This is a genomic window from Agarivorans sp. QJM3NY_25 (genome assembly GCF_050870875.2).
Taxonomy (GTDB): Bacteria; Pseudomonadota; Gammaproteobacteria; order Enterobacterales; family Celerinatantimonadaceae; genus Agarivorans.
The window spans coordinates 935,352-948,361 of record NZ_CP194041.2 but is presented as its reverse complement, the minus strand read 5'-3'; the positions used below and the strand labels follow the sequence as shown (position 1 = coordinate 948,361).

Below are 13,010 nucleotides of genomic sequence, written 5' to 3'. Positions count from 1 at the left end.
CATTAAAAAACCTTGCCTTAATCCGATCTGAAGGCACAATCTTTGCTAAGTGTAAAGACTCAGCCAAAGATTTGACAGTAAAACCAATCAGTAAGGAAAAATACCCAGACCAATGCCACATACTAAGGGCTATGCATTAATCGAACGTTTATTACCACTCATGGGCAGCAAAGATTTTAACCAAGTGTTTAATCGCGCGACTCAGGAGCTGTCAAACAATGAACGCTTCTTACTAAAAATGGAAATGCAACGCTTGTCGGCTCCTTGCCAACGATTGGTCGATTTACGAGATAAAGTAGACGGGGAATGCGGCGAATTTACTTACCAAGGTAAAACCCATTACCTAGATGAAGTCGCAATTAAAGTATTTAAACAACAACTCCAGCTTTATCAAAATCAATACACCTTAGGTATTTTTGAAAAACTGCAAAGCACCGAAAATAACTTTAAGGTGATGCAGCAAAAAAACATCAGCCCTCAGCAAGCAGCGGCTCGTAAACCTAAAATGGTGGAGGCCAGAGCAATACGTTTAGGCCACTACATTGGCCGCAGTGAAGAGCGAATGCACCTCACTGCTCCCATTAAAATGGCGACCTTAAACGGCGAACAATTTGATGCTCGAAGCTCCAATATGTCGGTCTCGGGCTTACGGGTTCAGGTTGACCCTAAGCGAGCTTATACTCTAGGCGAACACTATTTAGTTTACTTCACCGGTTTGGAAAAAGAGTTTGCCAATCGGGTTCTCAGCGCGGGAACTGAATATCGAATCGTAGGAATTGACCAGAAGGATCAGAAAAAGTGGTTACGAATGACCGTGATCGATCCCAGCGAAGAGTTTAACCACTTTTTTAGTACTTTCTTGCGCTCATACCGGGGGCGCTACCGAGTTGATGTGGATAATATCACCGCGGCGGTCATCACCAAAGGCTACGAACAATATTTGATGCCGCGACTCAGCAGTGTCCCGCTATATTTTACCGGTCAAACGCCACCGCAACTAACTTATGTTTTAGCCACGCCGAACAATTTAGAACTGTTGTCTTACTGGCGAGATGAAACCAATACCAGCCATTTATCCCAGCTATTTCATCATCCGCGAATGATGCGTTATCAGGCAATAAATCAAGGTGAAAGCCTGATTTATTGCTTTACCCATACCACCAATAACAAGTTGTTCTTTTATTCTGCCAGCAGTGAAGAACTCGCAGAACACCCGGAAATTCGCGCGCTCTACTTCGCCTTTGGCTGCCGTAAGCCAAGCTGGAAAGTGTTTAGATTTCAGTGGCAAAAAGCCCAAGCGAGCGATGCGCAAGTGAGTACTCCCTTGCCTAGAAAAGATTCTGCTATTGAACAAGAGCGGGTTGCCAATGCCCTTGAAAATTTGAGTGTGGTCGGCTTATTAAGTGATATCACCGGGGCAGATAATGGCAGCGATTATCAGCAGAACTACCCCTTAAACGATAACCCCAATAAACTGGCTTTATTCAACCAAACAAAACAATCAATTACCGCTTTTGAGCAAATTAGCTACAAGTATATGCAGCTGCGTAAAGAAAATCGCTACCAATACCGCTCTCTGGTCGAGATTGAACACCGAGGCCTTATAGAAAGTGGATGGGTGGTCGATTTCTCGCTCGGCGGAATGAAAATCCAAGTTGAAACACCTCTGGATTTCAATCCTGACGATCACTTGAACTTGGCTCTCCCTCAATTTCAAAAACTAGTGAAAAGTTTTAATTTAACCCAGCTCAACTACCAGGTGGTTAACTGTAATACCAGCCATACCATCTACAACTTAAAAGCGGTGGATACAAAAGGGAAAGTACATCAAGGTCGAGGTTTCTTTAAACAATTAATCGATCATAACTTAGATAAACTACCACTGGTGCCAGAAGGAAGAAATATTTCGGGATTATCAGATGCGCTGCGACAACTTGTTTGTGCGCCGCTCTTTTGCCGAGCCTTATATATTAATAAGATCCCTGGCAATCTGGAAGTGGGCTGCGTTGCCTATGGCACGATCCCTCAGGCTAGCGATCTGCTACTCAATATTGATAAACACAAGCAAACTGCGGATTTAAGCCAATTTCTAGCCCATGAGAACCTTGGCTCACTTATTTCTTCACGCTTAAAAGACCATCGACCGAGTGATCCACCCGAACGCTTCGAGCTGATCGTCGTGCTCTCAAAAGATGGCAAAAAACTACTCAGCCAGCGACTCAGTAGTGGCTTTAAGTCAAGCCAACAACAACGAGAATTTATTCAGCTGAGTCTAGACCGCGGTCAGGTCCATGCCTTCTCCTTATTGTTATCACGTGTGGGCCGCCCAGATACCGAGTATATACAACGTGAACTAGACTACATTAGCAATTACGCCATCCATCGAGCCAAACAATTAGAAGATGAGTTATGGAGTGTTGCAGGTCTGATTGAGTTAACAGATATCAGTGCTGAAATAATGCAGCGCTTTCGCTTGAGTCGCGATTAACACGCCCCTATAGCGGAGCGTAATCGACGCGATACTTCATATAAAAAACGACGATAAAAATCGATGTTATGGGCCCGATAGCACTCAGTTCTATCGGGCAGGCATCAATCTCGCCGCAAAGATACAGAAATATACAGGTTATCGTCTAAGCAATCAGCATCTTAGCGGCTTGTAGGATACATACCACCCCATCTAAATCGCTGTGTTTGACCGACAATTGCGCCTGCTGTTGTACCAAAGGCTTGGCATGAATCGCGACCCCAAAATCGGCAACCGCTAACATTTTCAAATCATTCGCCCCATCGCCTATCGCCATGGTTTGCTTAGCGCCATATTGCTGTTTTAGCTGCGCTAATACATCTGCTTTCACCTGCGCATCAACCACTCCACCAATCACTTCACCAGTGAGTCGTTGTTGTTCTATCGCGAGTACGTTGGCTTTCACATAGTCAAAACCTAAGTCACGCTGCAGCCGCTCAGCAAAGAAGGTGAATCCTCCTGAGGCGATGGCTACCTTCCAGCCCGCTTGCTGAACCGTTTTAATCAAGCACTCTAGACCCGGCATCAAGGGCATTTGGTCAGCCACCTGCTGTAAAATGCTTTGCGGTGCATCTTTGAGTAAGCCAACTCGACTACGCAAACTCTGCTCAAAATCTAACTCACCACGCATCGCGGCTGCAGTCACCGCACTCACCTGCTCTCCTACGCCAGCCAAGGCGGCAATCTCATCGATACATTCGATTTGAATCGTGGTGGAATCCATATCCATCAACACTAAACCGGGTTCACTTAAGTCTGGTAAATGATTTAAGACCACCACATCAAAAGCAAAGTCTTGTGCCTCTAGCTGTGTTCTACACCATTGCGCGTCGGCGTCGCTACGTAACAGAACACAAATATTTCCTGCGGCAGGCATCACTCCGCAGAGCTGCAATGCTTGCTGCGACATGAAGCTTTGACTTAAGCTAATAAAATCACTAATCAGTAACTCTTTCGCCCAAGCCAAGATGTAGCTACCAGTGAGGCCTTGGTTAGTTTCCTGCAGGCCCAACTCGGGGCAAACTTGGTAGGGAAACTGTTTTAGAGAAAGAGACCACTGAGTTAAGGACTGCGGTAAGCGGTCTAGGCTATGAGGTGATTGCAAACTGATTCCTTGTTAATTACAAATGCGGCGCATCAAGATAGCGTATTGCTTTTTAGTTTGGCAAGCACCTACAATAGCTTTGACGATAAAAAAGAGGTTCGCGTGGCCAAATCAGCAGTAAAACGCTATCGATTCATTCAATTTTTCCAATTTGTTATTGCCATTGGGTGCTGCATTTGGGTTCTTTACGGCTATTTGGACTTAAAGCATAGCGGTGAGCAATTAATTGAAAATCAAACTGAAAAACTAGCGCGCTCACTCACCTCGCTAGCAGCCTTGAACGCAGCGGCTTTTATCGGAGAAGATAATCAAGCCGAACTAAAATACTTGGTGAATGCCTTAGTCAAAGAACATTTTGTTAAAGACGCGACCATTTATGACCATCAAGGGCTCCGCTTAGCCCAATCACAACAAGCGCTGCCTTTAAGCAAGCTTCTCCCCTTAGCCGGAAGTAGCCATACACCTTTAGAGGGCCTCGGCAGACGCCCCTACATTGCTGAAATTAGAGGCCCACAGGGAGAAACTTTAGGTTATTTACGGATTACGCTAGAGCACACAACTCTATTAGCCGAAGCCAATACTTATGTGAGTGATGGTCAAGCACGAATGATGCTAATGTTTTTAATGTCGATATCCATCGGTTTTTTTCTTACCCGAGTGCTCTCAAGAAAACGTCGTTTCGCAATGTTGCTACGGATTAATAACCGAGCACAACGCAAAAACAGTAAACAAGCGAAGCAACTATTGGCAAGCATCGCCGCCAGAAGCAGCAACAAGTAAAACTTAGGCTAATCATATATCAATGGAGAGTGCTTTGAAGCGGCTCGGCGAGCTTTGTGCTCCCGATAAAGTCGCTGTCCAATAGCCGTCATTAAGGCGGTGTTCCTACCCTTCAATCATCATCGATTGAGAATAAATTGAGAGTGCTTTGAGGACGTTCGATGGAAGTTGACTTTCCACCGTTATATCACCGCCAAAGCCTCTCTCAAAACCGACTTAAAGTAACGATTCTAAAGTAAGAATAATCATCTCATTGAAGGTTGTTTGGCGCTCTTCGGCAGTGGTTTGCTCGCCGGTACGAATATGATCAGAAATGGTCACCACACATAACGCCGCCTTACCACATTCTGCAGCAACACCGTATAAACCGGCCGCTTCCATTTCCACCGCATAAACATTGTGTTTTTCTAAAACATCAAACATATCAGGCTCTGGGCTGTAGAATAGGTCGGCAGAGAAAATATTACCAACTTTCGCATCAATGCCATGAGTCTTTGCACTATCCACCGCTGCGCGTAGTAAGTCATAATTAGCGATTGCCGCAAAGTCATGTCCTTTAAAACGGCTTCGGTTAACCTTGGAGTCAGTACACGCGCCCATGGCAATCACCACATCACGCAATTTAATTTGCTCGCTAACCGCGCCAGCACTTCCCACACGAATAATGTTTTCTACACCATATTGGGTATACAGTTCATGGGCATAAATAGAACAACTGGGGATCCCCATGCCCGAGCCCATGACAGAGACTCGTTTGCCCTTGTAAGTCCCAGTAAATCCGAGCATGTTACGCACACCTGTCACTTCAACAACATCTTGTAGATAAGTTTCCGCAATATATTTCGCACGCAATGGATCGCCGGGCATCAGTACCGTTTCAGCAAAATCACCAGGCTTAGCATTGATATGAGGGGTTGCCATATATTCTCCTAATAAAAGTTATGTCGACAGCAGCAAGATAAAGCCGTATTAGCTGCTAAAAATACTTATTCTTGTAAAAAACTACGTCCATATTGTAAGGCTGGTAAACCCATATAGTCGGCGATGGTTTGGCCTATATCAGCAAAGCTATCACGCTTCCCGACATTCTTAGCGGTCAAATTATTCCCAAAGAAAATAACCGGAATGTGTTCACGCGTATGATCGGTACCTGGCCATGTTGGATCACAACCATGGTCTGCGGTAAGTACCACGATATCTTCATCACCAAGCTGCGCCAGTAGTTCAGGTAAACGCTGATCAAAATATTCTAAGGCTGCGGCATAACCTGCCACATCACGACGATGTCCATAAGAAGAATCAAAATCAACAAAATTGGTAAAAATTATGCTGTGATCCACTTGCCGAGCCATCTCGCTCAAAGTTAAGTCGAATAGCGCTTCAAGCCCTGTCGCCTTCACCTTACGGGTAATCCCCTGCTGAGCATAAATATCGGCAATTTTCCCAATACTAACCACTTCGCCACCCGCTTCAGCCATCTTATCTAATAAGGTAGGGGCCGGTGGTAAGACTGATAAATCACGGCGATTACCAGTACGAGCAAACTCAGCCGCATTAGCCCCAATAAAAGGACGAGCGATGACTCGACCAATGTTATAAGGGTCCACCAGCTCTCGAGCCAACTCGCATAACTTTAATAGACGCTCTAAACCAAAGGTTTCTTCATGCGCCGCTATTTGAAACACGCTATCCGCCGAAGTATAAAAAATCGGCTTACCGCTTGCCATGTGCTCTTCCCCTAAGCGCGTGAGGACCTCAGTACCAGAAGCATGGCAATTCCCTAAATAACCTGGCAGTTCAGCCCGTTCAACTAACTCATCCAGCAAACTTTGCGGAAAACTATTCTCTGTCTCGCTAAAATAGCCCCAGTCAAATAGTACCGGTACCCCAGCGATTTCCCAGTGCCCACTCGGGGTATCTTTGCCGCTAGACATCTCTGCGGCATAACCATAACAAGCCTCAAAATTAACCTTAGGATCTAAACCTGGTGGGTAAACACCGCCGCTGTCGGCACAAGCCTGGCCCAAACCAAGCCGATTCAAATTAGGCAATGTTAACGGCCCACTGCGGCCAATATCAGCCTTGCCTGCGGCACATTGCTCGGCAATATGTAGCATGGTATTGGCGCCTTGATCTCCAAATTTGTCAGCATCTGCACTGGCACCAATGCCAAATGAGTCCAACATTAAGATAATTGCACGTTTCATAAGATCTCCTTATTGCGGACCAATACGTTGATAAACAGGATGTTCCGCGACAACCGTTGTCGATACAGTCACGGACGACTCTATCGTGATAGCTTGCTGTAACAGCCTCGCTGCTGCTTCCCAAGAGGACTCGTCTTGCGCATGCAAGTAGAGTAAGCTTTGCCCTTGAATGATCTGAGCACCTAACTCGACTAAATCACTAATCCCAACACTATGATCGATGGCTGCACCAGCGACCGTTCTACCGCCACCTAAACTAACAACAACCATGCCTAATGCGCGGCAATCGATTTGTGTCACAATACCATCGCGTTCAGCAACAAGTGGTTTGATAAGCTTAGCCTTCGGTAAATATTGCTCACTACGTTGCACAAAATCATGCGGCCCACCAAGCGCTGCCACCATCATCGAGAAACGTTCTAAGGCAGCTCCCGACGAGAGACTTACCGCAAGTTTTTGTTCCGCTTGTTGCTGGCTACTGGCTAAGCCACTCGCTAACAACATCTCTACGGCTAAAGCCGTCGTCACTTGATGTAGACGCTGTGCCGAGCGGTCGCCTTTCAGGTAGCGTAAGGCTTCGGCCACCTCTAGCGCATTACCCGCACTGGGCGCTAAAGGCTGGTTCATATCCGTCAGCAAGGCGCAGCATTTCACCTCAGCGGCATTGGCAACCTGTACAATACTTTCGGCTAAACACTGAGATTGGGCGTAATCAGGCATGAATGCGCCACTCCCCACCTTCACATCCATGACCAAAGCATCGAGACCAGAGGCCAACTTTTTACTAAGAATAGATGCAGTAATCAACGGAATAGATTCAACGGTGGCAGTCACATCGCGGATCGCATACAAACGTTTATCGGCAGGAGCTAATTCTCCGGTTTGGCCAATAATCGCAACCCCAACCTGTTTGACGATCTGTTCAAACTGCTGAGTCGTCGGGCTAATGGAGTAACCGGGGATAGCTTCAAGTTTATCCAGAGTACCGCCGGTATGACCTAAACCGCGGCCTGAGATCATCGGTACATGCCCCCCACAAGCTGCAACCATTGGTCCTAAAATCAAGGAAGTTAAATCGCCAACCCCACCCGTTGAATGTTTATCGACCACAGGCCCAGGCAAGTCGAGATGCTGCCAACTGAGTACTTGACCAGAGTCACGCATTGCGCAGGTTAATGCAGTGGCTTCTTCAGGTTTCATCCCCTGAAAATACACCGCCATCGCAAAAGCCCCAACTTGGCTATCGCTGAGTTGACCACGACTGAGCCCATTCACCATAAATTGGATTTCTGCCAACGAGAGCGTTTTTCCATCTCGTTTACGTCGAATAATTTCTTGAGGTAGCAACATTAGCTTTCCTTAACCATCTTAGGGCTTAATAACCAGCGCCAGCTTCAGCCTTTGAGTCACCTAAAATCGTGGCTTGTAAAGCAGCTAATAAACTAGACGCGCCAAACCGAAAATGCGCTTGACTCAACCACTCATCCCCTAAGATCTGACGAGCAAGGTCAAGATAAATCTTGGCTTGTTCAGCACTTTTCACCCCACCAGCCGCTTTAAAACCACAGTTAGGATTAAATTTAGCGATGGCATTCAGCATCACTTTCGCAGCTTCTGGAGTGGCGTTCACTGCTACCTTGCCAGTTGAGGTTTTGATAAAATCGGCCCCAGCTTTTATCGCCAGCTCACTGGCTTTGGCAATCAAATCAGCTGACTTAAGTTCTCCACTTTCGATAATCACTTTCAGTTTCACCGCGCTGCCACAGGCTGCCTTACATTGAGCAACTAAGTCTGTTCCCACCTGTTGGTTCCCCGCCATTAAAGCTCGCCATGGAAAGACCACATCCACCTCATCGGCACCGTAAGCAACTGCGGCCTTAGTTTCAGCGACCGCTAAAGCGACATCATCTTCCCCCAGAGGGAAGTTAGTCACCGTCGCAATTTTTACTTCGCTGGCACCTTGTTCCGCTAATATGCGACGAGCAAAAGGAATAAATCGAGGGTAAATACATACCGCAGCAACTTGCCCTTGAGCTGAACTGGCTTGAGCACACAAAGCTGCGACACTCGCACGAGTGTCATCATCATTTAGCGTCGTAAGATCCATCAAAGATAGCGCTTGCTGCGCCACCACGGTGAGAGACTGAGACATAACTATTCCTCAAAGTTAATAAAAAGTAGACCAGCGATATAGCTTAGCTTCTCGGCGCAAGGCCAAAAAACGACAGTCGCTATAACAAACTGGTAAAAAATCCTGCCAGTGCCGCACTCATCAAATTAGCTAGTGACGCAGCAGCAACGGCTTTAAGTCCCAAACGCGCAATGTCACTGCGACGCGTCGGAGCCATACTCCCCAAACCACCGAGTAAAATTGCGATAGAAGACAGGTTAGCAAACCCACACAAAGCAAAAGTCACCACAATTTGAGTGTGTTCCGATAACGTAGCTCGTACATTCACAAAATCGACGTAAGCGACAAATTCATTCACAATAACTTTCTGACCAATAAAACTACCCGCTTGAACTGCTTCAGCCCAAGGCACCCCTATAATCCAAGCAAGTGGCGCAAAAATGTAACCGAGAATTAATTGAACCGTTAAATGCTCTAAACCAAACCAGGCGCCGATCCCACCAACCATATGATTCATTAAAGCAATTAAACCAATAAAGGCCAACAACATCGCCCCCACATTTAATGCGAGTTGCATACCATTTGAAGCACCAACGGCGGCCGCATCAATTACATTTGCCGGGCGCTCAACTTCATTAAGAGCGGCATCCATATCTTGCTCTGATGGCTTGGTTTCTGGCTTGATCATCTTCGCCATCAACAAGCCGCCGGGAGCCGCCATAAATGATGCCGCTATCAAATATTTAAGCTCGACACCGAGTCCAGCATAACCCGCTAAAACAGAACCTGCGACCGAAGCAAGCCCACCCACCATGATGGCAAATAACTCCGATTCACTCATTTTGGGAATGAAGGGCTTCACTACAATCGGCGCTTCGGTTTGACCCACAAAAATATTCGCGGTAGCCGACATCGACTCCGGCCGGCTCGTTCCAAGTATTTTTTGCAAGCCGCCACCAATCAAAAAAATCACTTTTTGCATAATACCGAGATGGTATAAAACTGCGATTAAAGACGAGAAAAATACGATGATTGGCAGTACCCGAAAAGCAAATACAAAACCGACACCATTGGCAAACATGGCGTCAGTGGCTAAACCACCGAATAGGAAATCAATTCCCGCCTGGGCACTATTAATCACCGATTGAACGCCGTTAGAGACAGTGGCAAGAACCTCCTGCCCAAAGGGAAGATAAAGCACAAAAGCGCCAAATCCAGCTTGAATCACAAACGCGCCGAATACCGTGCGTTTATTAATTCGAGATCTATTATCGGAAAGCAACAATGCTATTCCTAGTAGCGCGAATACGCCAACCAAGCTCATTACCGTACTATTCATTCGTGTCTCTCGATTAAGTTGTCTTTTAATACAATCAGCACCGTTTCATTCTTCTCAAGCGAAACAAATATCAACGAAGCATCATAACGTTTGCAGTTACATCGAGTCCCCAGCAAGGCCGTTTGCGAGCCGATATAATAACGGCGGCAATGATACCGTGGCCCTAGGCCTTAAATGAGGGACAGATCAAACCCTATAGACATATACGGCCTAACAGCCGATTAAATAACCAAATGTGTTGATAATAAAACCTGACTTGCCTAAGATGGCATAACCATGACAATCAGATTAAAAATCCAACAAAATATAACTGAGATTAAATTTTTAATAAGTAAATAAACGCGCACCAGCAAATCACCTGCTGAATTCTGCCAATGGCAATCATTCTTGCTCGCAAACCACTCAAGCGAGCTAGAGACGTTCTATTTAAAGAAGCCTTAGTGATTCACTAAGCAGAGTCGAAATTCGACGATTAAATGACTAGCGACTACAGGCTGATGAGTGTAGGACCTAAACCAACGGCAATTCGTGACTCAAGTCACGCTATTGTGGTCAATGAGAACAAAATGTGAGAGTTGTAACTGAATATGTTGATAATGAGAGTGTATTGTGAATGAGGCTCAGGCGGCAGCAAAGCTGCAAAATGCCTCCGCACATAGTTTTAGACACCAGTTTAACTGCTGCAAAAACTGCCGCTGCCCAAATTTTGGCCTGACCGAAAGTTCTGACTATCTAGCTGAAAGTCAACATTTGGGTTATCCAGCCTTGCACTGCAAAGCCTGTGGCAGTTATCCGCCATTGGTCGACAGCCACAGTGTCAATTTAATTGTTGAGGAAAAAGCCAAACAGCAGCTAACGAAATCCCCCTGTGGCTGCAGCCACTGCGAACCCGGTTTTTTCCTCGGTACGACTGTTGGGGTGAAACGCTACGGTAAGACGGGAGCCAATAGCCAGCGTTATCAATGCCGCAAGTGCCAAAACGTGTTTACCCAAGTGAACATCAAGGGGCTTGAGCCTTTATCAAGGTTATTCAGCCTGTTAAATCGAGGCCACAACCCACAACAAATAATGCAACAGCTAGAGATTGCTCCGAAGATCTATTACCAGCTATTGCAACGCCTATATCAATGTTTACGCTTTTATAGTCGGCAACAGGAGCAAAGGGTGCTGCATAGAAGCTTCTGCGCACTACATACCGAAAGCCAGATCCATGAGTTTTCTGAACAGAAACGTATCTGGACACTATGCTCAACCGAAGTCACTTCCGGTTATGTATTACTGCACACCCATAACCAAAGCCAACTGCAGTTAAACGATAGCGCTCACTATCAACAAAAAACCTCTACTCTGTTACCCCCATTATCGGATAGCCCGATCGTTGAGGCGCTAAAACGACGTTACCAACTCACCCTGAATCGCTATCACTTTGAAGATCTACATTACGGTAGCACCGCTGCCTTGCGTGGCAGCCAGCTATTGCAGCCAGCACTTACGGCTTACGCTCACTTTCAATTACTAAGCGCCTTTACCAGCCAAAACCAAAATTTCCATCACTACATCGAGCACGAAAGTAGTATCCGTGGCGCAGCCCTTATGTCGTGTGTTGAAGAGATAAAACAGCAACGAGCCGATATTTATTACGTCTATCGCCACCCCCGCAGTGAAACTGATATGGGATCGGCGGGTAACAAGGTTGGTTGGTGGAACGATCGCTGGTATCCCGCCGATTTCGGAGCTTTTTGCTCAATCACCAGTGCTCAACAAAATCCGACAAAGGTCGCCTTAGCCCAACCCTTAGCTTGCCAAAACTTTTTCCAACACCTGCAGTTAAATATGCCTAAACAACTGAAAAGTTTTAGTTCCGTTGATGCCTTATTTGAAATAAACCGAGCTTTATTTAACTATCTACTCCCAGATAAAGAGGGTCTTACCCCCGCGATGCGTTTGGGCTGTTGCGAGCAACAAATGACTGCAAGTGAACTCGTCAGCGCCGCAGTGGCGGCGGTAAACTCTGAACATATCGACAAATTTAAGCGCTGATGGCGATAAACTCGAAACCAAGGTCTATGGAAGTGACGCCGTTCCTACAAATTGCAACAGCACAATGGCGGTAGTCAAGACCGCTTATATCGACAAATTTAGGACCTGATGGCTATTTTCCCATAAGGCCTGTTGAAGCTGTTCCGCAGACTCATTGCGTAACTCTAACAAACAGTTAAAAATCGTTGGTAAATTGAGTGGACTATTATACGCCTCCTGCATCTGGTACAAAGGCATATCTGGTGCGTCGGTTTCCAATACCAAAGCCTGTAATGGTAGGCGTCGCAATGCCTTGCGCGTTTTTTCAGAGCGAGGCCAAGTAATTCCTCCGCCAATACCGAGCTTAAAACCTAAATCAACAAAACGACTGGCTTGAGTATAGCTACCACTAAAGCCATGAATAATCCCACCTTGATTAAACTGTTCCAGCTTCAATAATTGCGCAACCCGATCATGTAAACGTACCGAATGAATGAGTAACGGCAATTGCTGATGTTGTGCAGCGGCAATTTGCCGCACCAAAGCAAACTCTTGGTGAGCAAGAGTTTCTGGGAAGCGACCATCTAAGCCACATTCGCCCCAAGCAATGATTTGCTGACGATGAGCTTCGACGAACTGTTCAAGCTGTAATAAATCGGCTAAGAGTAATTCAGGCTGACCTTGTAAAGCTTGTGGATCGAAAAAGCAGGGATGATAGCCCAGCGCAACATGCAACATTGGATGGGAAGATAGATGTAACACCCGTAGCCAATTATCCGGCCCCACAGCTGGCACCAGACACTGAGCAATATTCTGCTGCTTAAACTTCATTAAGTGACTGGCAAGATCCGCATCAAAGGGAGGAAAGTCAAGATGACAGTGCGTATCAAACCAAGCCATAG

Annotated in this window: 10 protein-coding genes; 3 read left to right on the top strand and 7 right to left on the bottom strand. The window is 46.2% G+C overall.

Features of this window, described 5'->3' with window-relative positions; genetic code table 11:
- Positions 1 to 112: 112 nt before the first annotated feature.
- Positions 113 to 2,488: a PilZ domain-containing protein gene (locus ACRRSW_RS04340; protein ID WP_432460978.1), complete on the top strand. Its 2,376-nt coding sequence runs from the start codon at positions 113 to 115 to the stop codon at positions 2,486 to 2,488.
- A gap of 145 nt (positions 2,489 to 2,633) precedes the next feature.
- On the opposite strand, the gene serB is transcribed toward ACRRSW_RS04340, so the two are convergent.
- Positions 2,634 to 3,632, bottom strand: a complete 999-nt coding sequence (gene serB, locus ACRRSW_RS04335) for a phosphoserine phosphatase SerB (protein ID WP_432460977.1) — start codon at positions 3,630 to 3,632, stop codon at positions 2,634 to 2,636.
- Here serB and ACRRSW_RS04330 point away from each other — a divergent pair.
- Complete coding sequence (locus ACRRSW_RS04330) at positions 3,627 to 4,412, top strand: YtjB family periplasmic protein (protein WP_432460976.1); 786 nt, start codon at positions 3,627 to 3,629, stop codon at positions 4,410 to 4,412. The two genes, serB and ACRRSW_RS04330, sit on opposite strands and share 6 nt — an antisense overlap.
- A 216-nt stretch (positions 4,413 to 4,628) precedes the next feature.
- Here ACRRSW_RS04330 and deoD read toward each other — a convergent pair whose 3' ends face one another.
- The 5 genes from deoD to ACRRSW_RS04305 form a co-directional block, all read right to left on the bottom strand.
- Positions 4,629 to 5,333, bottom strand: a complete 705-nt coding sequence (gene deoD / locus ACRRSW_RS04325) for a purine-nucleoside phosphorylase (protein WP_432454449.1) — start codon at positions 5,331 to 5,333, stop codon at positions 4,629 to 4,631.
- A 65-nt stretch (positions 5,334 to 5,398) separates the two neighbouring features.
- Positions 5,399 to 6,619 (bottom strand): phosphopentomutase, encoded by a 1,221-nt coding sequence (locus tag ACRRSW_RS04320; protein ID WP_432454450.1) that lies wholly within the window; start codon positions 6,617 to 6,619, stop codon positions 5,399 to 5,401.
- Between the two features lie 9 nt (positions 6,620 to 6,628).
- Positions 6,629 to 7,969, bottom strand: a complete 1,341-nt coding sequence (gene deoA / locus ACRRSW_RS04315) for a thymidine phosphorylase (RefSeq protein WP_432454451.1) — start codon at positions 7,967 to 7,969, stop codon at positions 6,629 to 6,631.
- A 25-nt stretch (positions 7,970 to 7,994) separates the two neighbouring features.
- A complete protein-coding gene (gene deoC / locus ACRRSW_RS04310) occupies positions 7,995 to 8,771 on the bottom strand; it encodes a deoxyribose-phosphate aldolase (protein WP_432454452.1) in 777 nt (258 codons plus the stop codon).
- A gap of 79 nt (positions 8,772 to 8,850) precedes the next feature.
- Complete coding sequence (locus tag ACRRSW_RS04305; RefSeq protein WP_432460975.1) at positions 8,851 to 10,089, bottom strand: NupC/NupG family nucleoside CNT transporter; 1,239 nt, start codon at positions 10,087 to 10,089, stop codon at positions 8,851 to 8,853.
- Positions 10,090 to 10,698: 609 nt separating this feature from the next.
- On the opposite strand from ACRRSW_RS04305, the gene ACRRSW_RS04300 reads away from it, so the two are divergent.
- Positions 10,699 to 12,129, top strand: a complete 1,431-nt coding sequence (locus ACRRSW_RS04300) for a hypothetical protein (RefSeq protein ID WP_432454454.1) — start codon at positions 10,699 to 10,701, stop codon at positions 12,127 to 12,129.
- A gap of 84 nt (positions 12,130 to 12,213) precedes the next feature.
- On the opposite strand, the gene ACRRSW_RS04295 is transcribed toward ACRRSW_RS04300, so the two are convergent.
- Complete coding sequence (locus ACRRSW_RS04295) at positions 12,214 to 13,008, bottom strand: TatD family hydrolase (protein ID WP_432460974.1); 795 nt, start codon at positions 13,006 to 13,008, stop codon at positions 12,214 to 12,216.
- Positions 13,009 to 13,010: the final 2 nt, after the last annotated feature.

What these genes read in the sequence shown, in the direction of transcription:
- ACRRSW_RS04320 (WP_432454450.1), bottom strand. Translation starts at nt 6,619, where the DNA reads ATGAAACGTGCAATTATCTTAATGTTGGACTCATTTGGCATTGGTGCC.
- deoA (WP_432454451.1), bottom strand. Translation starts at nt 7,969, where the DNA reads ATGTTGCTACCTCAAGAAATTATTCGACGTAAACGAGATGGAAAAACG.
- ACRRSW_RS04295 (WP_432460974.1), bottom strand. Translation starts at nt 13,008, where the DNA reads ATGGCTTGGTTTGATACGCACTGTCATCTTGACTTTCCTCCCTTTGAT.
- ACRRSW_RS04305 (WP_432460975.1), bottom strand. Translation starts at nt 10,089, where the DNA reads ATGAATAGTACGGTAATGAGCTTGGTTGGCGTATTCGCGCTACTAGGA.
- deoC (WP_432454452.1), bottom strand. Translation starts at nt 8,771, where the DNA reads ATGTCTCAGTCTCTCACCGTGGTGGCGCAGCAAGCGCTATCTTTGATG.
- deoD (WP_432454449.1), bottom strand. Translation starts at nt 5,333, where the DNA reads ATGGCAACCCCTCATATCAATGCTAAGCCTGGTGATTTTGCTGAAACG.
- ACRRSW_RS04340 (WP_432460978.1), top strand. Translation starts at nt 113, where the DNA reads ATGCCACATACTAAGGGCTATGCATTAATCGAACGTTTATTACCACTC.